The following is a 21,794-nucleotide window of genomic DNA, read 5'->3' as shown; positions in this document are numbered from 1 at the left end:
CCCCTGCAACGAGCTTCCTTGCAGCTCAGAAAGTGTTTTGGATGTCCTGTATGTTTGTTTGTATGAAGCATGCAAATTACTCGTCTCAGAGAGCCTACTTCCAAAAATACGTCGTTATTTATCAGAGACTGCCCCTGCAACGAGCTTCCTTGCAGCTCAGAAAGTGTTTTGGATGTCCTGTATGTTTGTTTGTATGAAGCATGCAAATTACTCGTCTCAGAGAGCCTACTTCCAAAAATACGTCGTTATTTATCAGAGACTGCCCCTGCAACGAGCTTCCTTGCAGCTCAGAAAGTGTTTTGGATGTCCTGTATGTTCTGCTCATTTGTCAGAAAAGTTATCTATCTACAAAGTCGTTAGGTGATTGACATCAAGACCAAAATGGATGAATAACTAAGTTGAGTAAGATTTGGTAAAATCATTGCTTAATTGTTAGATATTTTAAGGAGTTATTGTGACTGCTAATGATAGAAATAGATACGCTTTTAGCTATGTTAATCACGATGCACGAGAAAAGAATTTTATCTATAAAAATTTCAATAAATCATCTAGCTATCATTCTAATTTTTCAAAGTCAAAGTTTGTAAGCTCTTCTTTTATTGGAACAAAATTCAAATTTTGCAGTTTCTACGGGGCAGAGTTCAAGGAGTGCCTAATAAGGGGGACATTATTCAGGAAGTGCAATTTACAAACAGCTACATTTACCAATTGTATGCTGGCAGCAAACGTATTTGACAGAGCTAAACTCAAAGATTGTAAGTTCATAAATTGCATGATTATTGGATCAACTAAAACGCTTCAGTTGATCCCTAAGGCAAACCGAGAAAATACTCAGGTAGTGAATTCTTTTCCAAATGAAGCAGAATTCAATAGTGCGCTTATTCAGGAAGTTGAAAAGCTAAGAACTCACGATCACATTCGAAGATCCTCAGTCTTACATCGAAAAAACAACAAACTAGACACTTTGTCATTGAAGGTATTGACTGAAGAGTTTGGAGATGAATTCCTTATTCAAAACCTGCCAAAGCTACGGAACTTAGTAACAAGAGAGTTCCATACACTCTCATATATTCAAGGCATATTGCGTAAGTCAAGTGCTGATGATATCGTCTAAATCCCCCGGTTCTGTCACCCATGGGGCTCTAAAAACTAACGACTATATGCTTGTCTACGGACTGATGCGGGGTTAAGGCGTTAATGGTCACAAAGTTAGTGGAGGTATTGCCTATGGTAATGGATATGTTAACGATTTCATCTTTTGTAGCTTTAATTTTGTACAAAGTGGTTGTAGCTATCAGTCCCATGTTTGGTGGCAGGATTCACATAATAGTTCCTAGTTACGCCTACGGTGCACCGAAACCAAGCACCATTCAATTCCAAAATAGCTCTTGCCCCTCATAACATAGTGAAGAAAATGACACCTCCTTCAAACGGCTTGTAACCCTTGAAAACCGTTTCATCTCTGTATGATAAGTGCTTTATTTGTGGAATGGTCGAAAATTGAATTATCGTGAAAATTCGCCGCAATTATCGCGCTACAGATCAACAAATACAGGAGAAAAATCGTTCAAAATCATTGTGATTTGAATATGACTGTATAGTTATCCAGTTTTTTGGTTGGGGAGCTGTGAGTTGTATCACGCTGGTGTTGCGATGAAAATTGCCAGGTCAGAAAGTCTGTTAGTTACTGAACCACCGACAATGTGTTAACTCATTTTGGGGCAAAACCAATTTAGGGCAATCTGTCAGCTATTGTCACGTCAAGGAAACGAAACTGACAGACTGGATTCTGACTAATCCAGTTAAAACTGATGAGTCTAAGCTGTGCAGCTATTCCCTGGCGCTGGGAAGCCTGCGCGCAAGCCGATAGCAGGTCGGCGACCTGCCATCCAATCACTTGCCAAACTTATTGATGAATAAGTTTGCCCCCCTTGATGACATCCACCAACGGATTCACGCCGTAGCTGTAGGCGAGTTCCGCTGGGGTTGAGATCCGCCACAGGCAGAAGTCGGCATCCATTCCCTGGCGCAGCATGCCTATGCGCTGTTCACGACCCAGGGCGCGGGCGGCGTTGCGGGTGACACCGGCCAAGGCTTCTTCCGGCGTCAGGCGGAATAGGGTGCAGCCCAGGTTGAGCATCAACAGGGTTGAGCAGATGGGGGAAGTCCCCGGGTTGAAGTCGCTGGCCAGCACCATGGGCACCTGATATTGGCGCAGCAAGGCTATCGGTGGCAGTTGGGTTTCCCGCAGGAAGTAAAAGGCGCCGGGCAACAGGGTGGCGCAGGTGCCGCTCTCGGCCAGGGCCTTGACCCCGGCTTCATCCAGATACTCGATATGATCCACAGACTTGGCCCCCAGACGGGCGGCCAGTATTGAGCCGCCCATGTTGGAGAGCTGCTCGGCGTGCAACTTGATATCCAGCCCTTTGGCCTTGGCGGCGCTGAGAATGGCTTCTGTCTGTTGCAGGTCGAAGGCGATATTTTCACAAAACACATCCACGGCATCGGCGAGATCTTCCGCCAATACCTGAGGCAGCATCTCCTCGATTACCAGTTGCACATATTCCTGCTCCCGGCCTTGATATTCGGCCGGGAAGGCGTGGGCGCCCAGGAAGGTGGTGACCACATCCACATGGTGGTGTTTGCCCAGCTCGCGGGCGACCCTGAGCAACTTGAGTTCGGTGGCGGTTTCCAGCCCGTAGCCCGACTTTATCTCCACCGTAGTAACCCCTTCCTTGGCCAGGGCGTTGAGGCGGCGACGAGCCTCGTCGAACAGTTCGGCCTCGCTGGCCTCACGGCAGGCCTTGACCGTGCTGATAATACCGCCACCAGCACGGGCGATTTCTTCATAGCTGGCGCCCTTGAGACGCAGCTCGAACTCGTTGGCGCGGTTACCGGCAAACACCAGATGGGTATGGGCATCTATCAACCCGGGCGTCAGCCAGCCGCCTTTGCCCTTGTAAACCGGAGTTGCCAGCACGTCGAAGGCAGGCAGGTCGCTGCGCTTGCCAATCCAGGCTATTTTGCCGTCTTTTACTGCCAGGGCCGCGTCGGTGATGGCGCCATAAGCCTCTGATACAGAAGGGTCCATAGTGGCAATATTGATATCTATCCAAACCTGATCCCAGGACATGCTTGCTCCTTGTTGTTTGCCTTACGCTTGCCTTAATGATGGCAATTGTTGTGATTTTGTGAGCTAACTTGTATTTACTTGTATATACAAGTTAGGATTATAGCCGAGTTTTTCAGCAGATTGAAACCAACACAGAGTCGATTCGATGAGCACAGCCAAGTTCGCCCGCATTAAACAGTACATCTCAGACCGCATTGAGTCGGGTGAATGGGTGGAGCACTCCAGGGTGCCTTCCGAAAACCAACTGGCAGAGCTATTTGAGTGTAGCCGGATGACGGCCAGACGGGCCTTGACCGAGCTGGTGGACAACGGCGTGCTGGAGCGCAGTCAGGGGCTGGGTACCTTTGTAGCCGAGTTCAAGTCGCAGTCATCCATGTTGTCTATCCGCAATATCGCCGATGAGATCAAGGCCCGCGGCCATGGTTACAGCGTGCAGGTGTTGGAGCTGACCGCCATAGAGGCCCTGGCGCCTATCGCCATCGCCCTGGGGCTGGAGACCGGCAGCCGGGTGTTTTACTCGGTGCTGGTGCATTGTGAAGAGGGGCTGCCGCTACAGCTCGAGGAGCGCTTCGTAAACCCCCAGTTAATCCCCGACTATCTGCAGCAGGATTTCAATTTGCAGACCCCTCATGAATATCTGTCGCAGGTGGCGCCTTTGACCGAGGCACGCCACACCATAGAGGCGATAGTAGCCAATGAACAGATACGAACCCGCTTGGCGATTCCCGCCAGCGAGCCCTGTTTACAGATACTGCGCCGCACCTGGTCACGCCAGGGGGTGGTGAGTTTTGCCCGGCTGATCCATCCCGGCAGCCGCTTCCGTCTCGGAGGACATCTGACCTTCAGAGGCGAACATAAACCTAAATAAAAACAACAAAATAAACCACAAGACAAGCAACGGAGGAATGGAAGTTTATGGATAAGAGACATGATCCGGCGCGCAAAATCATTGCGCCGACCGGCACCACTCTGAACTGTAAGAGCTGGCAGACCGAAGCGCCGCTCAGAATGCTGATGAACAACCTGCATCCGGATGTGGCCGAGCGCCCCGAGGATCTGGTGGTTTACGGCGGCATAGGCCGCGCCGCCCGCGATTGGCAGTGTTTCGATAAAATCGTCGAGGTGCTCAAGCGTCTGGAAGAGGATGAAACCTTGCTGGTGCAATCTGGCAAGCCGGTGGGAGTATTCAAGACCCACAGCGATGCCCCCAGGGTGCTGATCGCCAACTCCAACCTGGTACCCCACTGGGCCAACTGGGAACACTTCAACGAGTTGGATAAGCAAGGACTGGCTATGTACGGCCAGATGACCGCCGGCTCCTGGATCTACATAGGTACCCAAGGCATAGTCCAGGGCACCTACGAAACCTTTGTGGCCGTGGCCAAGCAGCATTTCGACGGTGACGCCAAGGGCCGCTGGATCCTGACCGGTGGCCTGGGCGGTATGGGCGGTGCCCAGCCTCTGGCCGGTACCATGGCCGGATTCTCTGTGCTGGCCTGTGAAGTAGACGAGACCCGTATCGATTTTCGTCTGCGTACCCGTTATCTGGACAAGAAGGCCCACAGCCTGGACGAGGCACTGGCGATGCTGGAAGCCGCCAAGGCCGAGGGCAAGCCGGTTTCCGTGGGTTTGCTGGGCAATGCCGCCGATATCTTCAGTGAGCTGGTTGAGCGCGGCATTACTCCGGATGTAGTGACAGACCAAACTTCGGCGCACGATCCGCTGAATGGCTATCTGCCTCAGGGCTGGACGCTGGAGCAGGCCAAGGAGATGCGCCTCAAAGACGAGGCTTCTGTAGTCAAGGCCGCCAAGGCCTCCATGGCGGTGCAGGTTCAGGCCATGTTGGCGCTGCAAAGCCGCGGCGCCGCGACCCTGGACTATGGCAATAACATCCGCCAGATGGCGTTTGACGAAGGCGTGGCCAACGCCTTCGATTTCCCCGGTTTTGTTCCCGCCTATATCAGGCCGCTGTTCTGTGAAGGCATTGGCCCGTTCCGCTGGGCGGCGCTCAGTGGTGACCCTGAGGATATCTACAAGACAGATCAGAAGGTGAAAGAGCTTATTCCGGACGACCCACACCTGCACAACTGGCTGGATATGGCTCGTGAACGTATCGCCTTCCAGGGGCTGCCGGCCCGTATCTGCTGGGTTGGCCTCAAAGACCGCGCCCGTCTGGCGCTGGCCTTCAACGAAATGGTGAAAAACGGCGAGCTGTCGGCGCCTGTGGTCATAGGCAGGGATCACCTGGATTCCGGCTCTGTGGCCAGTCCCAACCGGGAAACCGAATCCATGCTCGACGGCTCGGATGCCGTCTCCGACTGGCCGCTGCTCAATGCGCTGCTCAATACTGCCGGTGGCGCCACCTGGGTGTCGCTGCACCATGGTGGGGGGGTCGGCATGGGCTTCAGTCAGCACTCCGGGGTTGTGATCCTCTGTGACGGCAGCGACGCCGCCGCCAAGCGGGTATCCCGGGTATTGTGGAACGATCCGGCCACGGGCGTGATGCGTCACGCCGATGCCGGCTATGAGATTGCCAAGCGCTGTGCCAAAGAGCAGGGCCTGGATCTGCCTATGTTGGAGGACTGATGATGACCACTCAAATCACTCTGACACCGGGAAGCCTGACCCTGTCTGAACTGCGCAGCATCAGCCGCGCGCCAACCCAGCTGCAATTGCACCCGGAATCGCTGGCAGCTATCAACAGCAGCGCCGCCGTGGTGCAAAAAGTATTGGATGAGGGCCGCACGGTTTACGGCATCAACACTGGCTTTGGCCTGTTGGCCAACACCAAGATTGCCCCGGCGGATCTGGAACTGTTGCAGCGCTCTATCGTGTTGTCCCACGCCGCCGGTACCGGCCAATTGATGCGCGATGAAACCGTGCGGCTGATGATGGTGTTGAAGATCAACTCTCTGTCCCGAGGTTTTTCCGGGATCCGTCTCGAGGTGATCAACTTCCTGATCGCCCTGGTCAATGCCGGTGTCTACCCTTGCGTACCCGAGAAGGGCTCAGTGGGAGCCTCGGGCGACTTGGCGCCGCTGTCGCACATGTGTCTGCCGATCATCGGCGAGGGCGAAGTGCGTTATCAGGGGCGTATCATGCCCGCCATTGAGGGCTTGAGTATCGCCGGGCTGAAACCGATTGAATTGGCTGCCAAAGAGGGCCTGGCCCTGCTCAACGGCACCCAGGCATCGACGGCGTTGGCACTGGAAGGCTTGTTCCATGCCGAGGACCTGTTTGCCGCCGGTTCTGTGGTCGGCGCCATGAGTGTCGAGGCGGCCATGGGCAGTCGCAGCCCGTTCGACCCGAGAATTCATGCGGTGCGCGGTCAAAAGGGCCAGATAGACTCGGCGGCAGTATTCCGTCATCTGCTGGGGAGCGGCTCCGAGATTGCCGAGTCACACGCCAATTGTGAAAAGGTGCAGGATCCCTACTCTCTGCGCTGTCAGCCACAGGTTATGGGCGCTTGCCTGACGCAGATCCGTCAGGCGGCCGAAGTGCTGGAAATTGAAGCCAACGGCGTGACAGATAACCCACTGGTGTTTGAAGATACCGGCGAGATCATCTCAGGCGGTAACTTCCATGCCGAACCTGTGGCCATGGCGGCGGATAATCTGGCACTGGCGATTGCCGAGCTGGGGGCCATCAGTGAGCGCCGCATTGCGCTGCTGATCGACTCCAATCTTTCCAAGCTGCCGCCATTCTTGGTGGAAAACGGTGGGGTTAACTCGGGCTTTATGATTGCCCAGGTGACAGCCGCGGCGCTGGCCAGTGAAAACAAGACCTTTGCTCATCCGGCCTCTGTCGACAGCTTGCCGACCTCGGCCAACCAGGAAGATCATGTTTCCATGGCAACCTTTGCCGCCCGCAGGCTCAAGGATATGGCGGAAAACACCCGCGGCGTGCTGGCAGTGGAACTGCTGGCTGCGGCCCAAGGGTTGGATTTCCGGGCGCCGCTGCAGCCAAGCCAGGCAGTAGCCAAGGCCAAGGCTGAACTGCGCGAGCGGGTTACCTTCTATGACAAGGACAGATACTTCGGTCCGGATATCACCAAGGCCACTGAGCTGCTGGCGAGTGGGCGCTATAACGCCTATCTGCCAAAGGAGTTGCTGCCAAGCAGCCTCTGAGCCGGGAATCGCTGGAAGGGTCTGAGGGCCCTTGGGCACCTTAGGGACAAAAGTCCGTATATGAAATACAAAGAGCGCCAACTGGCGCTCTTTATTTATTTTAATAAATCAATGCCGAGAGACAGATGTTACCAGGCATCCAGTTCTGTGATCTTTAGATTCAACAGCTGCTTCTGCCACTGGTTTTTATCTACCCCTTCAATCCAGATCACCGAGGATTGCCGCTGCTGGCCCTTGCGCAGATAGGTTTCCGGCATACGCTTGATGGCACGCCAAACCTGTAGCTCCTCTTCTTTCATCTTGCGCCCCTGATCGTTATAAAAGCTGACACTGATCAGTACGCCAACCATATCTTCACTGCTGTTACTGCCGAGTTCGAAGGTCAGGCCCAGTTTGTCACCTTGCCACTGCGTCTGCAGCAGAGAAACGCTGACCCCTTCCCTGGCAGTCTTGCCAAGCAGTCCGGGAGTGGTCATGGCGCTCTGGGTCAGTTGCTCAGCCGTGGCGGCTGGGTTTACCTCGGACTTGGGCGCCACTGCGACAGTATGGGTGCCGGTATTGGCTGCGGTATTCGATATCTCGGCCACCACATCTTCAGTCACAGTTTCGGGTTCGGCGGCGCTGATCACCGCCTCTGTAAGCACATATTCCCAGGTAAAATCATCTTTGAGTATGACTCTGGCGCCATTTTCCAGAGTGACTTCGGCCACCTGGGCCGGTTCGGCAACGGCAAAACTTGAGCTCAATAGCAACGCCAGAGCACTGACGGCGAAGCCGGGTTTGAAAAGGTTCTGTTTCGACATGAAAAAATTCGCTTGCGCTTGGCTGGATCCTGGCGTCAACAATAACCGGGCTTACCTGGGCTGGCAATGACGAAAAACATAAACTTGCTTTCCTGGCATACGGCAATCCACGGGAAGTATGTTCAAGTGCCTTTGTCCAGGAAAGGTGCGAACAAGCCCCATGTGTGCTCTGCGTCGGCTTACAGACTGGAATGTAAGACATAGTTCGCAGCAAATGACCAAGTCCTTGGCAAGAAAGTGAAGTTATTGCCCGCTAATATGTCAGCCTTGACTGTAAAAGGGGTCAGAATTGTCTTGCAGGCAACTTTGGCGCTGGGTATACCGGAAGATAAAGGGCATTATCATCTCTTATACTTTGGCTGCGGTGAAGAGTCCTATGACACATCCAGCCGGCTGTGTGGCGAATTAAACCATTCAATGAAACAATCACCGAGTTTGTAACTCATTGGTCAGCGTTTACTTACAACATACCCCACTATATGATCCCGCTCTTAGTCTATCTGATAGTTTGGAGAGGGTATGCCGTCGAATACCAAGGCCTGGTTGTCGAAGGCTCTGCAATTTGGCGGAGGATGCTTTTACCTGTTGCTGGCCTCATGGAGTCTGTTCCATGTGGCAGGTTGGGTAGGCAAACTACCTGACCATAGCGAGCATTGCCAAGAGTCAATACTGCTCAGCAGCTGGTCACCGAATAAAGATTGGCAGGCCGACGTCAGCTTTTCCAACTGCAGTCTGCATGGACGTAAGCACTGGCAGAGCCACTTAAGCTTGACCGATCTGGACTCGGGACGCCGCTTCCCCGGTCTGCTGGTGGTATCCGGTCGCCACGATGAGTTGAAACTCGACTGGTACAATCACAGACAATTATCAATTTCCGGGCTTCCCATAGATCACCTGGAGCACTTCCAACAGCCGCTGGGAACCAAAATAGTACTCACCTTGAAAGGTGATTAAGCGCACACTTTCCAACGAGGATGGGATCGACTGTTCAGCCAAAGTTAACACCTGTATGTTACTCTGCAACCTGGCCTGGGTTGTGGGCCGGGATGAGTGATTTTTCTCTGAGAGGTTAATTTTGGATAACTTGGACAAAGACTTAAGATTCGAACTGTCACACTGGTTGTCACAGCTGGGGATCAACAGCCAACCAGCCGATGGTTTGTCCACTTCGCTCATGGTGCTCGCCTGCCTGCTGCTGGCAGGTTTGGCTTATTTTATTGTGCGTCGCGGTGTAGTGCGGGCGATGAACCTGGTGATTCAACGTTCCAAAGTCACCTGGGACGATATCTTTATGCGCCACAGAGTGCTGGAAAAGCTGGCGATGCTGGTGCCGGCGCTGGTGCTCAACCTGCTGATCCCCATAGCACTGACAGATCATAAACTGTTGGCCGGACTGGTCGACAGGCTGCTCAGTGTCTGGCTGGTCGTCTTGCTGATCCGCGCCGCCTATTCGGCATTGGATGCGGTCAACGAGGTGGCAGACGTTAAGCTGATTAGCCGTCGTCTACCGGTGAAGAGCTTTGTGCAGCTGATCAAGCTGTTCCTGTTCTTTGTCGCCATCATTATTTCCATCTCTGTGCTCGCCAACCAGTCTCCTGTCTACTTCCTCAGCGGCTTGGGTGTCGCCACAGGTTTGGTGATGTTGGTGTTCAAGGACACCATTCTGGGGTTTGTTGCCGGTATTCAGCTGGCGGCTAACCGTATGGTCAGCACAGGCGACTGGATCCAGATGGATAAATACGGCGCCGATGGCGCGGTGGAAGAGGTATCGCTGACAACAGTCAAGGTTCGCAACTGGGACAAGACCATCACCATGATCCCGGCCTATGCGCTGGTATCCGATGCCTTCCGCAACTGGCGTGGCATGTCTGAGTCAGGCGGTCGCCGAATCAAACGTTCGGTCAACATAGATATCAACAGCATACGTTTCCTGACCGAAGAAGACAGGAAGAAGCTGGAGAAGATCAACCTGTTGAAAGAGTACCTGCCGAAGAAAATCCATGAGATCACTGAATGTAATGCGAAAGTGTCGGATATCGAAATGCCGGTCAATGGTCGCAGGCTGACCAATGTGGGGACCTTCAGAGCCTACCTGCTGGAGTATCTCAAGCACCACGACAAGGTACACAAGGAGATGACCCTGATGGTGCGGCAATTGGCGCCTACGACTGAAGGGCTGCCGATCGAGCTATATATCTTCACCAATGATACCCGCTGGACATATTATGAAGATATTCAGTCGGATATCTTCGATCATATCTTTGCCATCTTGCCGCAGTTCGATCTGCGTGCCTTCCAGGGCCCTACCGGCAATGATATCCGCAGCTTAAAAGATAATGGAGCCGGCGCAAATAAGCCTACATAGGCTTATTCGCACCTCCCCTAAAGCGCTCCCCTAATCTTTAACGGCCAATACAGTGGCGAGGGTGACAAACACCCCGCCACTGACACGATCCAGCCAATGCAAGCGTTGACTGCGCTTCAGCCATGAAGCCAACACACTGGCCATAGAGGCGTAAATCATCACAAAGCTGAAGTCTACCAAGGCCCAGGTGGAAGCCAATACTGCCAGTTGTGGCCCCTGCGGCGCAGTCACATCGATAAATTGTGGAAACAGAGCGGCGAAAAACAGCAGATCCTTGGGGTTGCTGATCCCCACCAGAAACGCCTGCCGGAACAGACTGAGAGGATGACCATGTCCCTTGGGGCCAACACTCTGCTCGGCCGCATGGGGCTTGGTGAGCAGCAGCTTAATTCCCAGATACATAAGGTAGGCGGCACCGCACCATTTGAGCAGGGTAAAGCCGTATTCGCTGGCATGCAGCAAGGCGCTCAGCCCGGCGATGGAGGCCAACATCAACAGCAGTGCCGCACTGACACTCCCCAAGGCCGTTGCCAGACTGCGGCGTTTACCAAAATGGATCCCGTGAGAAATAGACAACATGGCGATCGGGCCGGGAGAGATGGCTATCAATAAGATCGCAAACAGGTACAACAGGAAGGTCTGGTGATCCATAATTTTGTATACAAAGTTTTCGGTTAAGCGTCACTATAGTCCTGAGACGCCTGCCGAACAAGATTCACTTTTCCGCTGAATAGTCCGGGATCGCCTTGGGGAAGCGGCCGCGAATGCCGCGATAGAAGGCGATAAGCTGATCCATGTCTTGCTGCATGTCAGCACTCGGTATCAAGGGTTGATTGATCACCACCGCCTTCTGACCAAAGTCCAGCCCCACTGCCACAATCGGCACCCCCGCCTTGGAGGCGATATGGTAGAAACCTGTCTTCCAGCGTTTCACCGGGCTGCGAGTGCCCTCCGGCGCCAGCGCCAGCTTAAAGTTGCGATCCAGGCGATACAAGTCGCTGACCGCATCGACCAGATTATTGTTCTTGCGCCTGTCTACCGGCCTGCCACCTATGGCCCTGAAAAACCAGCCCCAGGGCGGAATAAAGAGTTGATGCTTACCGAGAAAGTGGATCTTCACCGCCAGAGCTCCACGGGCGAGTACGCCGATAATGAAGTCCCAGTTACTGGTATGGGGTGCCACTATCACCAGGTATTGCTGGGAGTCGGGCAGTTGTCCGCGAATTTGCCAGCCGAACAGAGCCAGCAGCCATTGGCAGATTTTTTTAAACATAGAGAGTTGCCAAACCTTGAGTTGATTAAAGGTATAGTTCAAAAGTGTTTGGGGTGGGCCGCCAGTCCAACCTTGATTAGCTTAGGAGTCTGAACATAGGCAGCACTTCCCCAAGCAGAGGCCTGAGGGAAAATATAATTTCAGTATTATCTCTTTTGTGCAAGCCTGGGTTCTACATCTTGCCAAGGACTCGTCATTGGCTATAAATCGCCGTGACGTAAGTTTGTTCAAAACGCGCGGTGGATTTGCTTACAATCTACTAAGACAATGTTTACCCAGTTCTTTCCTTATCCAGGGCCAAATAGGTTAGTATCTGTATAGAAGCTCAACGCCTATGTCGGCACGGTTTCCTGGCCTGGTTCCGGGAGAGTGCAAGGAGGGAATATGAAAAAGTTAATCTTTGGACTCCTGTCAGTACTGCTACTTGCAATCGCTCCGGCTAAAGCGGTACCGACAGATGAAATTACCGAGCTGATCAATCGTCAGCAACAAGCCTGGAATCAGGGAAATATTGATGCCTATATGCTGGGTTACTGGCACGATCCCAAGCTGAGGTTTGTCTCCAAAGGCGAGTTCAAATATGGCTGGGACAAGATGCTGGCCGCCTATAAACGTAGCTATCCGAATCACGCGACTATGGGCCAGCTCAAGCTGGAGCTCAAGGATGTGCAGATGTTGAGTAACTATTCTGCCTTGGTGGCCGGTCGCTGGGTCTTGCTCAGACAAAAGGACAGCCCATCCGGAGTCTTTACCCTGCTGTTGGAAAAGAAAGACGACCATTGGGTAATCACTCACGATCATTCATCCTGACTTGCATAGGGAATTAGATTTATCTAATATCAATCCATTAAAAAAATCTAATGGAGCACCCTATGTTAAAACCCACACTGACCGCCTTGCTGGCCTTTGCGCTGGTGAATCAAGCCGTGGCAGAGCCAACAGCGGCAGACTTCAACACCGAAGCGGCCGCGCTGGCCAAGCGTTTTGCCCAAACACTCAAGCCGCAACTGCAACAAGCCCTGGCCGAAGGTGGCCCGGTGGCGGCTATCGAAGTTTGTTCCCATAAGGCGCCGGAAATCGCCCGCCAACTCTCTGCCGAGAGCGGTTGGCAGGTAAAACGTGTCAGCTTGAAACCCCGTAATCCGGCAGCCGAGCCAGAAACCTGGCAGCGACAGGTATTGTTGTCATTCGATCAGCGGGCCGCAGCCGGTGAAGATCCGCAAACCTTGAGCCATGTTGCCCAGACCGAGTCACAGCTGCGTTTTATGAAGGCCCAGGGCGTAGCGCCGCTTTGCCTCACCTGTCACGGCAGCCAATTGGCGCCCGAGGTCAAAACCGCATTGGATGAGCACTACCCGGATGACAGCGCCAGAGGTTATCAGCTTGGGCAGATCCGCGGCGCCATCAGCATAGTGGCTCCGCGTTTGTCAGCGCAAAACTGAACTGCTCCAACCCCAGTTGTCGCCCCTTGCCATCATACCTGGCTTCGTAAAAGTTCAGTGTCCCTTCGCGGGAGATGAATATCAGGCTGGTGGCCCGGGTGCCGTATTCCGGGTGGCGAATATAGATGGATGACAGACGTCGCTCCCATTCCAGGCTGACTCCTGTGTTTGGCAGGCTGATGTCCGGCGCTGGAGTCTCATCACGCATTATTGCCAGCAGCCTATCTATATCCGGCTTGGCCGATTGGCTAATCAACCGCTCCAACGCCTGCTCGCCGCGGGCCATCTTGGGCCAGATTTCATCCAAGGCGCCATTGCTGATGGCGTGAAAACCCCTGTTCAAGCACCGCAATGACTTATCCGGGCTGTGATAACACCAAAGGCGCTTGCCCTGGCCGAAAACCAGATTGAAAGGATTGTAGTTGTCGCTGTGGTCACTGAGCCATTGCGGCTCTATTGGGGTTTGGCTATTGAGCGCCTTGAGCACCAGTTCCCCGCGGCTGCGCATACCATCCGGCTGAGAGATTGACTGACGGATATTGGTGAGGCCGGCCACCATTCCCAAACGATTACAGCCAAGCCAGGTCCCACCTGCCTGCAGATCCTTACCCGCCAGCAGTTGCTGCTGTGGCGGCCAAAAATGTGCCGGGGCTGTGGGCCTGTGATGAAACTCATCGCGGTTGGCGCAGAGGATCAGCGGATAATCCGGATGCTGATCCAGCGCCAGAAACAGAATGCACATGGGCTGTCCTTATGCCGGGTCTAAATGCGGGCTTATCCCACAAGTTAGCCAACAAAGGCGCCAATTGACAGGGTTAAATCAGTGAGAGCCTTTGTCTTGATGCTCGTGGCCATTATGGTGAGCATGACTGTGTGAATCATGGCTGCTCGAACCATGACTATGTGAACCATGGTTGTGGCCTGAGTCGTTGTGCTGCCCCGAGCCGTGGTCATGGCTATGGCCTTTGACCAGCCACATACCCCGTAAAAACTTACGTGGCCCCTGACGCAGTATGCTACTGGAGTAAAGCAGACACAGCAACGTCAGTGCCGGGTAGCTTATCTCTTTCGGTAGATCGCCCAGCTCACGCCACTGTGGTTGCCACCAGGCAATGCCGCTAAGCAGAATGGATAACAGCAACAACATACCGAGCCGTTGACTCCAGTTCATCAACTTGAGTTGTGACAGGTTAAGCACAGGTGCGGCGATCAGGGGCAAGGCTACTGCCAAGGGGCTCCAGCCGCTGTAGGCCAGTGACATCGCCAGTACGGCGGCGCCCAGATTACAGAAACGCAGCGGCAGAAACAGCAAGGCCAGCACCAGCACTTGTGCCACCGGATGCGACAGTGGCACTGACGGATGACCTATCAGATTGGCGAGGATCAAACTGAGCAAGATCCAGGGCGCGCTTCTATCCACCAGATGAGTGAAGCCAAAATGCCAGGCGGACTGCGGCACTTTGGGGTGGGGATCGGTCAATTCAATGCGGGCATAACTCAAAAACAGTCCCAGTGCGGCGAGTGCGAGGGTCTGCAGCAGGGCAAACTGCCAGCCCAGCAGCACCAAGGTCAGCAACAAGGCTTCAGGGCCGGCGAGACGTTGAACCCAGCGTCCCGGCAGCGAAGCTTGAGTAGGAGACAAACCTGCGGCAAAACGTATGCTGGCCAAGGCGTAGGCCGCCAGCAATACCGGAGCCAGTAACAGCAACCAGTGCAGCAGTTGATCTGTGCTGTGGTCATGGTGAGCGTGTTGGTGGCCGCCGGAATCCATCATCAGCAGCAATGCCAACAGGCCTATCCCCAGCAGGCTGCCTATGCCGGCCTGATATTCATATTTGCTGCTTGGGGTCTGCTGCCCATGGCCGTGGGGCTGATGCAGCACCACATGCAAAATAGAGCCTGTGACAAAGGCTTGCAGGTACACGGTATTATCCAGGCTCAGATGGCTGAGCAGCTGCTCGCCGGCGAAGTAGCCCACAGATGTCAGCGCCATCATGGCCAGCAACACCAGACTGGCCCAACGGGTACCTACCTGGGGTTTGAGCAACCACCAAATCGCCAGGCCCACGGGTAGCCTGTGCATGATCACCCCAAGCGCCAGCAGGCTGGAGTTGCCTTCCTGTTGTGCCAGCACCATGGCGCCGCCATCTGTGATGGTGTGCAACAACAAGCCGCCGATCCCCAGCGTGAGGGTCAGGTTATGGGTGATCTCTGAGTAGCGATGAAACAACTTCTCACTGGCACTGGGTCCCCAAAGGCCGAGGATCACGAAGATGATCGCCAGTATGCCGCCATGCTCCAGCAGTTCCGGTAGGATATGGATCAATACCAGGCCGCCAAGAGAAACAAAAATAAAGCCGTCCAAGCCCTTCTGCAAACCGCTGCCTGAAGAGAAATAGCGGTAAAACAGCGGGCCCAGGAGCAGGGCGATAAAACTGGCGACAAGATAGAGCATGTATTTCACGGCTGAAGTTTAGAGAACGCCATAGTATACCAGTAGCCGGGCAAATGAGCAGTGCCGTTACCTGGAATTTACCTTGAAGGATTTTCCCCCCGAGACCACAGATAAAAGTCCACAGCCGGTGACTAAAAAGTTATACAATAGTCGACTCTATGTTGTTGTATTGGTGAATGGATATTTATGGATACTCTGTCGGCTGCCGTAATGCTGTTTCTTATTATGGATCCCTTGGGCAACTTGCCTATCTTTGCCTCTATATTGCGTCATATCGAGCCCAAGAAACGCCGTCGAGTGTTGATCCGTGAGCTTATTTTTGCCTTGTTGATCATGCTGTTATTTCTATATGCCGGTGAAGCTATCCTGAGTTTCCTCAACCTCAAGTCAGAATCGGTCAGCATTGCCGGCGGCATTATTCTGTTCCTGATAGCCATCAGGATGATCTTCCCCCAACCCGGTGGGGTGGTGGGCCTGGCTGCCGGTGAAGAGCCCTTCATTGTGCCGATGGCGATTCCGCTGATGGCCGGTCCTTCGATTTTGGCGGCACTGATACTGCTGGCCCATACGGATAGCAGCCGTATGGGCGACTGGACCATAGCTCTGGTGGCGGCCTGGGGCGCCAGCGTGGTTATCTTGATGTTTTATAAGTTATTTACCCGGGTGTTGGGCGACAAGGGGCTCACGGCGGTCGAGCGTCTGATGGGCATGGTGCTGGTGATGATCTCGGTGCAGATGTTCCTCGATGGTGTCTCCCGATATTTGAATCCCTGAGTTGTTAATCCTTTTGTTGAGTCGAGGTAAAAGTGCTTAGTTGTGCCCTGATCTGTGCTTTGAGTCTGAGCGCCGGAGATTATGACAATCTCTTGCCCTATCAAGGCACGCCGCAGCAAGCGCTGGAGCGGGACGCCGCCGGGAATCTGAAGATCCCCGCTGTGTACATGGATATGGGGGCCTGGCATGGATATCACCTACCGGATAATCCTGCATTTTATGGCAGCTTCACCGGCCCCATGATCATCGCCCAGGAATACAGCCTGCATCTGGCGCCAAGCTTGCAGCACCTCAGCATATTGGAGTTGAGCACAGGGCAGGCGAAGAATTTTGCCGAAGCGGAGAAACGTCTGTTCAGTCGCCCGGATGGCCTGTATCAGGAATATCGCTGGCAAGATCTCAGCCTCAGCACCAGGCTCTATTTTGCCGATGAGCGCAGCTCACTGATTGAGACTGTGCTGGAAAATACTGGCTCCCGAGCCGGTCAGTGGCAATTGCAGTGGCAGGGAGAGCCCTTCGACAAGGCGGTAGGCAAGCCCTGGATTGCCGACAGACAATTTGCGACCAATCAACTGGAGTGGCAGTTTCGGCCACTGAGAAAAACCTGGTCGCTGCTGCTCGATGATGCCAAATTCCGCTTAAGCTTCCGTGAACCCACCTTTCTGGAAGAGCGTGGCACTCGGGGCTACCGAGCCAGTTCTGAAGTGCTGAACCTGGCTCCCTCAGAGCGGCGCAGTTTTCTCAGTGCCCAGCAGTATTTTCACACCGCAGCAGAGGCAAAGCCGCTGCAGTGGCCGAAGTTATTGCAGAGCGCCGAGCGCAACCATAGTCGCTGGGGTTGGCGTCTGGCCAAGTTGGCCGATGGTGACTTGGGGCAAAAGCGCATGGCGGCCAGAGCCATCAGCACCCTGGCACATAACTGGCGCAGCCCGGCAGGTGCCCTGCGTCACCACGGGATAACGCCTTCGGTCACCTATCAATGGTTCAATGGTATCTGGGCATGGGATAGCTGGAAACAGGCGGTAGCCTTGGCGCGTGTCGAGCCCTGGCTTGCCAAGTCCAATGTGCGGGCGATGTTTGACTATCAATTTGATGAGCAAGATCCCGTCAGACCTCAGGATGCCGGCAACATGCCGGATGCGGTGTTTTACAACCAAGATGCAGCCCGCGGCGGTGACGGCGGCAACTGGAATGAGCGGAATGGCAAACCGCCACTGGCAGCCTGGGCCGTATGGGAGATCTACCTTCAGGACGGTGATAAGGCATTTGTCGCCGAGCTCTACCCAAGACTGATGGCCCTGCATGCCTGGTGGTATCGCAACCGGGATCATGACGGCAATGGTTTGGCAGAATATGGCGCCAATCTGCATCCGTTGCACGGTGAGCCCGGGGCACTTAATCGTGATGCCATCATTCAGGCGGCAGCCTGGGAGTCCGGGATGGACAATGCGCCCAGATTCGATGCCGATAACAGCCTGCAGGTACTGGAAAACCGCGACACCAAAGGGCGTTTACTCGGCTACTCTCTCAATCAGGAGAGTGTCGATCTCAATGCATTTCTCTATGCCGATAAGCAATATCTGGCACAAATGGCCAGTCTGCTGGGACGGGAAGCCGAGGCGATGCAACTGCGGCAACAGGCCCAGCGGTTGGGACAAGCGATTCGGCAGGCCTTTTACGACCCTGCCAGCGGTTTCTTCTACGATGTACGTTTCGATGCCGAGGGCAAGCGGCGATTGCTCCGCGGCAATAAGGGCACTGAAGGTTGGATCCCGTTGTGGGCCAGTGTCGCTTCGCCTGAGCAGGCAGATGCGGTGGTAAAGCAACAACTTAGGCCAGAAGTCTTCGGTACCCAGGTGCCGTTTCCGAGCGTGAGCCGCGACAGCCCGGAGTTTGCTCCCGACAGATACTGGCGCGGGCCGGTATGGCTGGATCAGGCCTTCTTTGCCATCAAGGGATTGCAGCATTACGGTTACCGGCAGCAGGCAAGTGCAATGTCGCGGCGCTTGCTGGAGGCCATCGCCGCCGATAGCCGGGATCTGCCGATACGGGAAAACTACCATCCACTCAGCGGTGAAGGACTGCATGGCACCAACTTCAGCTGGTCGGCCTCGGTCTTATTGTTGCTTTATAGCGAAGGTTTGTTGTCTGAGGCTGAATAATCGCTGAATGAGGCGAATTGGCCGCGATTTTCTGCTGTGCAATCTTAACAGCCGCTGTTAATCTTCTGTACCATCTCTGTTAACAACAAGGTGTTGCCTGTGCGACTGCCCTCAACTCTTGCGATCTGCTTGTTTCTGGGTGCCTGTCAGGCAGGGAACGATGGCGAAATCGATGCCATTGCGGATAAAAACCGCGCGGTTAAACCTTTGTTGCCCTGTGGCAGTGGGGCACCTGTGGTAAATCGGGCTAAAATTAAAGCCAGTCTAATCGAGCGCAACATCATCACTCAGCAAATGAGTGAACAAGAGGCCGAAGCTAAGGTCTCTGAGTATATTCAGCAGCGCAATCAGAAGTTTGAAAACTGTATCAAGGAGCCAAAGTCATGAGTTTGAAGTCGGTATTGGCCCTGGGGGCTGCTTGTCTCTTTGGCATATCCAATGCTCTGGCCGCCACGGCTCCGGCGGATCCCGGAGTGATCAACAAAGAGCAGATCCTCTACTGGCTGGAGAAACGCGGTGAACTCGATGCCGACGCCTCAGAAGAGGAGCGGCAACAAGCGCTGGCAGCCTACATCGCCAAATCTACCGGAGCGGGCAGCAAGGCCGCACAAGTGCTTAAGGCCAGAGAACAACAACTGCTGCAACAGGCGCGAAGCAACAGCCTGCGTCAAAGCAAGTTAATGCGGGCACAGTCGCGGGTAGCCGATACCGATGTGACCAAGCGGGTCAAGGTGTTGGCCGTGCTGGTGGATTTTCCCGATTTGCCCTATAACAACAATCGCCTGAGTCCCGGCGATACCGAAATGTATTACGCCAACTACTCGGTAGCCCATTACCGTGGTTTGTTGTTTTCCGAGGCAGGTTTCCCAGGACCTCAGGGGCAAACTCTGCCCTCTGCCTATCAATATTATCAAGCGGTTTCCGGCCAGAGCTTTTTCTTCAGCGGCGATGTGAAAGGCTGGTTTAGAGCCAGCCAAAATGCCGCCTACTATGGTGCCAACGACCCAAATAACAACAATGACGACACTGCCGCCACTGAATTGGTGGAAGAAGCGGTCGCGGCTGCGGTAGCCAGCATGAGCGCCGCTGAGTTGGCGCAGTATGATATTGAAGATCCTTATGATATCGACGCTGACGGCAACCTGGATGAAGCCGATGGGATTTTGGATCATGTGATGATCTTCCATTCCAGCATAGGCGAAGAGGCCGGTGGCGGTATGCTCGGCGATGATGCCATCTGGTCACACAGATTCTTTGTGCCCTCGGCGCCCGGTCAATATGGTCAGGCTATTCCCGGCAGTAATATGCGTCTGTTCGGTTACACCATTCAGCCGCTGGATGCCGGAACAGGTGTTTGTACCCATGAATTTGGTCACGATCTCGGTTTACCGGATGAGTATGACACCAGTGCCGAAGCCAGCGATGGCTCGCCTGTAGGTCTCTGGTCTCTGATGTCCGGCGGCAGCTGGGCAGGTTCCCCAAGAGGCTCCCAGCCAAGTGGTTTCAGCCCCTACGCCCGCTCATTTCTACAGGACAGGTACAAGGGCCGCTGGGTCAACGAACAAACCCTGGATTATCAAGCACTGGATAGCAACGGCACTCAAGTGTCGCTTGAGCATGCCAATAGCAATGGCGTAAACCAGCTGGCCATCAAGCTGCCGTCCGACTCCATCGCCTTTACTCAGGCCTATCAGGGGCAATACCAGTACTATTCGAATCAGGGCGATCAGCTCAACAACGCCATGTCGTTCGAGCTGCAACTGCCCATGAGTACCAAGCTAACACTGAAGATGAAGGCCCATTGGCAGATAGAGCAGGACTATGACTATGTGCAACTGCTGGTGGATGGGGTGCCATTGGCTGGAAGCCATACCAAGAGCAGTAACAGTATCAACAATGCCGCCAATATTATCAGTGGTGACTCGGCGGCCTTATCCGGTGGTGAAGGGGAACAAGGCTGGCAGGAATTGAATTTCGACCTTAGCGCATACGCCGGAATGAGCAAGCAAATAAGCCTGGTGTATCGTACCGATGAAGCGGTCGGTGGCTATGGCTTTGCCGTCGATGACTTACGTCTCGAGAGTGATGGCAAGCTTATCTACAGCGATAATGCCGAAACAGCTCTCAAGACTGTGGTACTTTCCGGCTTTGTCCGCACCGACGATACCCGCCCGGGAGCGACACGGCGTTACCTGCTGCAACTGCGTAACTATCAGGGTGTTGATAGCGGACTGCAACAAGATAGCTATGAACCGGGACTCTTGGTGTGGTACGAAAACCTGGCCTACAGCGACAACAAGGTGGCTGAACATCCGGGATACGGCCTCATTGGGGTGGTGGATGCGGATCAAAACCTGATCGGCAACCGTGATACCGATGTGCAGGTTCGTGATGCCAGCTTCAGTATTTATCCACAGTCGGCGTTTTTCGGTGACCCCCATCTTGGCAACAATAGCCTGTTTGATGACAGCGACGACTACAGCGCGCCGCTTAAGCCTCAGGCCGGTCTGGTGTTGCCCCAGCTGGGTCTTATGGTGCAGCTTTTGACCCAGGAGCCAGACAGCAGCCAGGCGCTACTGTTGGTGAGTAAACGCAGCGACAGCAGCGGCACAGAACTCAGTGCCAGCATTTCAGCGCAGCAGGAGGGGGGCAATGTCAGTTTCAGCGCTAATCTCAGTGGCGGTACTGCGCCTTACACCTACCTGTGGGATTTTGGGGTCGGCGGCGCCAGCAGTACCCAAGCGACGCCTCAATACAGTTACAGTGAGTCCGGCAACTACACAGTCACACTGACTGTGACAGACGCCAATAATCGGCAAACCGTGACCAGCTTGCAGCTGACGGTTAGCATTCCTCTGTCGGCACTGTTCGATATCAGTGGTACAGGTTTAACCGTGCAGTTCAATAACCTCAGTCGCGGTGGCAACGGTGAACTCAGTTATCAGTGGCACTTTGGTGACGGCCAGAGCAGCACTATCGCTTCTCCCTCACATACCTACAGTGCGGCAGGCAGTTACAGTGTGCGCCTGGTTGTGACCGACTCACAGAATAATCAGAGCAGCAATAGTCGCACTCTGGTGGTCTCCAATCCGGTCGTGCCCAATACAACTGAAAGCAGTTCCGGCGGCGGTGGCGGTAGCCTCGGCGGCCTGAGCCTATTGGGGCTGGCGCTGATCGCCTGGCGGCGCAGGCACTGACAGAAATAAGGGACGCTCAAGCGTCCCTTGTGTTTTTGGTCGTTCAATAAAGGGATTACAAGC

Annotated in this window: 18 protein-coding genes; 12 read left to right on the top strand and 6 right to left on the bottom strand. The window is 54.1% G+C overall.

Annotated features, from left to right (window positions below; genetic code table 11):
* Positions 1–454 precede the first annotated feature (454 nt).
* Positions 455–1,114, top strand: a complete 660-nt coding sequence (locus ACMHXH_RS11325) for a pentapeptide repeat-containing protein (protein ID WP_335912484.1) — start codon at positions 455–457, stop codon at positions 1,112–1,114.
* A 792-nt stretch (positions 1,115–1,906) separates the two neighbouring features.
* On the opposite strand, the gene hutI is transcribed toward ACMHXH_RS11325, so the two are convergent.
* Positions 1,907–3,133 carry an imidazolonepropionase gene (gene hutI, locus ACMHXH_RS11320; protein WP_335912486.1) on the bottom strand — a complete coding sequence of 409 codons (1,227 nt, stop codon included), beginning with the start codon at positions 3,131–3,133 and terminating at the stop codon, positions 1,907–1,909.
* 145 nt (positions 3,134–3,278) lie between these two features.
* Between hutI and hutC the strand changes: the two genes are divergently transcribed.
* Genes hutC through hutH form a run of 3 tightly spaced genes read left to right on the top strand, consistent with a single transcriptional unit; the run spans position 3,279 to position 7,260 of the window.
* Entirely contained in the window at positions 3,279–4,001 is a 723-nt protein-coding gene (gene hutC / locus ACMHXH_RS11315; RefSeq protein WP_071477097.1) for a histidine utilization repressor, read from the top strand.
* 47 nt (positions 4,002–4,048) lie between these two features.
* Positions 4,049–5,719: a urocanate hydratase gene (gene hutU / locus ACMHXH_RS11310; RefSeq protein ID WP_335912487.1), complete on the top strand. Its 1,671-nt coding sequence runs from the start codon at positions 4,049–4,051 to the stop codon at positions 5,717–5,719.
* A complete protein-coding gene (hutH, locus tag ACMHXH_RS11305; RefSeq protein ID WP_071477099.1) occupies positions 5,719–7,260 on the top strand; it encodes a histidine ammonia-lyase in 1,542 nt (513 codons plus the stop codon). Before hutU ends, hutH begins: the two co-directional genes overlap by 1 nt.
* A 128-nt stretch (positions 7,261–7,388) precedes the next feature.
* Here the strand turns inward: hutH and ACMHXH_RS11300 are convergent, their stop codons facing one another.
* Positions 7,389–8,063, bottom strand: coding sequence for a DUF3157 family protein (locus tag ACMHXH_RS11300; RefSeq protein WP_101094675.1), 675 nt, complete (start codon positions 8,061–8,063; stop codon positions 7,389–7,391).
* Positions 8,064–8,582: 519 nt separating this feature from the next.
* Between ACMHXH_RS11300 and ACMHXH_RS11295 the strand changes: the two genes are divergently transcribed.
* Together ACMHXH_RS11295 and ACMHXH_RS11290 are read left to right on the top strand one after the other, a co-directional pair.
* Positions 8,583–9,017, top strand: a complete 435-nt coding sequence (locus ACMHXH_RS11295; RefSeq protein WP_039035129.1) for a hypothetical protein — start codon at positions 8,583–8,585, stop codon at positions 9,015–9,017.
* 130 nt (positions 9,018–9,147) lie between these two features.
* A complete protein-coding gene (locus ACMHXH_RS11290) occupies positions 9,148–10,428 on the top strand; it encodes a mechanosensitive ion channel family protein (protein WP_039035189.1) in 1,281 nt (426 codons plus the stop codon).
* Positions 10,429–10,458: 30 nt separating this feature from the next.
* Here the strand turns inward: ACMHXH_RS11290 and ACMHXH_RS11285 are convergent, their stop codons facing one another.
* Positions 10,459–11,079: a LysE family translocator gene (locus ACMHXH_RS11285; protein ID WP_071477100.1), complete on the bottom strand. Its 621-nt coding sequence runs from the start codon at positions 11,077–11,079 to the stop codon at positions 10,459–10,461.
* A 64-nt stretch (positions 11,080–11,143) separates the two neighbouring features.
* A complete protein-coding gene (locus ACMHXH_RS11280) occupies positions 11,144–11,701 on the bottom strand; it encodes a lysophospholipid acyltransferase family protein (protein ID WP_162207099.1) in 558 nt (185 codons plus the stop codon).
* A gap of 384 nt (positions 11,702–12,085) precedes the next feature.
* Here ACMHXH_RS11280 and ACMHXH_RS11275 point away from each other — a divergent pair, with 384 nt between their 5' ends.
* Positions 12,086–12,511, top strand: a complete 426-nt coding sequence (locus ACMHXH_RS11275; RefSeq protein WP_319619109.1) for an SgcJ/EcaC family oxidoreductase — start codon at positions 12,086–12,088, stop codon at positions 12,509–12,511.
* Between the two features lie 62 nt (positions 12,512–12,573).
* Positions 12,574–13,143, top strand: coding sequence for a DUF3365 domain-containing protein (locus ACMHXH_RS11270; RefSeq protein WP_335912489.1), 570 nt, complete (start codon positions 12,574–12,576; stop codon positions 13,141–13,143).
* Here the strand turns inward: ACMHXH_RS11270 and ACMHXH_RS11265 are convergent.
* Positions 13,106–13,885, bottom strand: a complete 780-nt coding sequence (locus tag ACMHXH_RS11265; RefSeq protein ID WP_071477102.1) for an NRDE family protein — start codon at positions 13,883–13,885, stop codon at positions 13,106–13,108. The genes ACMHXH_RS11270 and ACMHXH_RS11265 overlap by 38 nt on opposite strands.
* A 78-nt stretch (positions 13,886–13,963) precedes the next feature.
* Positions 13,964–15,598, bottom strand: a complete 1,635-nt coding sequence (locus ACMHXH_RS11260; RefSeq protein WP_335912491.1) for a metal transporter — start codon at positions 15,596–15,598, stop codon at positions 13,964–13,966.
* Between the two features lie 186 nt (positions 15,599–15,784).
* On the opposite strand from ACMHXH_RS11260, the gene ACMHXH_RS11255 reads away from it, so the two are divergent.
* The 4 genes from ACMHXH_RS11255 to ACMHXH_RS11240 all read left to right on the top strand — a co-directional run bounded on the left by ACMHXH_RS11255 (position 15,785) and on the right by ACMHXH_RS11240 (position 21,731).
* Positions 15,785–16,372 (top strand): YhgN family NAAT transporter, encoded by a 588-nt coding sequence (locus ACMHXH_RS11255; protein WP_039035135.1) that lies wholly within the window; start codon positions 15,785–15,787, stop codon positions 16,370–16,372.
* A 32-nt stretch (positions 16,373–16,404) separates the two neighbouring features.
* Complete coding sequence (locus ACMHXH_RS11250; protein WP_335912493.1) at positions 16,405–18,534, top strand: MGH1-like glycoside hydrolase domain-containing protein; 2,130 nt, start codon at positions 16,405–16,407, stop codon at positions 18,532–18,534.
* Between the two features lie 99 nt (positions 18,535–18,633).
* A complete protein-coding gene (locus ACMHXH_RS11245) occupies positions 18,634–18,921 on the top strand; it encodes a hypothetical protein (protein WP_039035137.1) in 288 nt (95 codons plus the stop codon).
* Positions 18,918–21,731: an immune inhibitor A domain-containing protein gene (locus ACMHXH_RS11240; protein WP_335912495.1), complete on the top strand. Its 2,814-nt coding sequence runs from the start codon at positions 18,918–18,920 to the stop codon at positions 21,729–21,731. Before ACMHXH_RS11245 ends, ACMHXH_RS11240 begins: the two co-directional genes overlap by 4 nt.
* The last annotated feature ends 63 nt before the right edge of the window (positions 21,732–21,794 follow it).

The organism is Shewanella sp. BJSY2023SW001 (assembly GCF_047314685.1).
Lineage (GTDB): Bacteria > Pseudomonadota > Gammaproteobacteria > Enterobacterales > Shewanellaceae > Shewanella > Shewanella indica.
The sequence above is the reverse complement of the archived record's forward strand: the minus strand, read 5'-3'. Positions and strand labels throughout refer to the sequence as shown.

Bases quoted from the DNA above. Each gene is read 5' to 3' on its own strand.
- hutI (WP_335912486.1), bottom strand. From the start codon at position 3,133: ATGTCCTGGGATCAGGTTTGGATAGATATCAATATTGCCACTATGGAC.
- hutC (WP_071477097.1), top strand. From the start codon at position 3,279: ATGAGCACAGCCAAGTTCGCCCGCATTAAACAGTACATCTCAGACCGC.
- hutU (WP_335912487.1), top strand. From the start codon at position 4,049: ATGGATAAGAGACATGATCCGGCGCGCAAAATCATTGCGCCGACCGGC.
- hutH (WP_071477099.1), top strand. From the start codon at position 5,719: ATGATGACCACTCAAATCACTCTGACACCGGGAAGCCTGACCCTGTCT.
- ACMHXH_RS11300 (WP_101094675.1), bottom strand. From the start codon at position 8,063: ATGTCGAAACAGAACCTTTTCAAACCCGGCTTCGCCGTCAGTGCTCTG.
- ACMHXH_RS11295 (WP_039035129.1), top strand. From the start codon at position 8,583: ATGCCGTCGAATACCAAGGCCTGGTTGTCGAAGGCTCTGCAATTTGGC.
- ACMHXH_RS11285 (WP_071477100.1), bottom strand. From the start codon at position 11,079: ATGGATCACCAGACCTTCCTGTTGTACCTGTTTGCGATCTTATTGATA.
- ACMHXH_RS11280 (WP_162207099.1), bottom strand. From the start codon at position 11,701: ATGTTTAAAAAAATCTGCCAATGGCTGCTGGCTCTGTTCGGCTGGCAA.
- ACMHXH_RS11275 (WP_319619109.1), top strand. From the start codon at position 12,086: ATGAAAAAGTTAATCTTTGGACTCCTGTCAGTACTGCTACTTGCAATC.
- ACMHXH_RS11270 (WP_335912489.1), top strand. From the start codon at position 12,574: ATGTTAAAACCCACACTGACCGCCTTGCTGGCCTTTGCGCTGGTGAAT.
- ACMHXH_RS11265 (WP_071477102.1), bottom strand. From the start codon at position 13,885: ATGTGCATTCTGTTTCTGGCGCTGGATCAGCATCCGGATTATCCGCTG.
- ACMHXH_RS11260 (WP_335912491.1), bottom strand. From the start codon at position 15,598: ATGCTCTATCTTGTCGCCAGTTTTATCGCCCTGCTCCTGGGCCCGCTG.
- ACMHXH_RS11255 (WP_039035135.1), top strand. From the start codon at position 15,785: ATGGATACTCTGTCGGCTGCCGTAATGCTGTTTCTTATTATGGATCCC.
- ACMHXH_RS11240 (WP_335912495.1), top strand. From the start codon at position 18,918: ATGAGTTTGAAGTCGGTATTGGCCCTGGGGGCTGCTTGTCTCTTTGGC.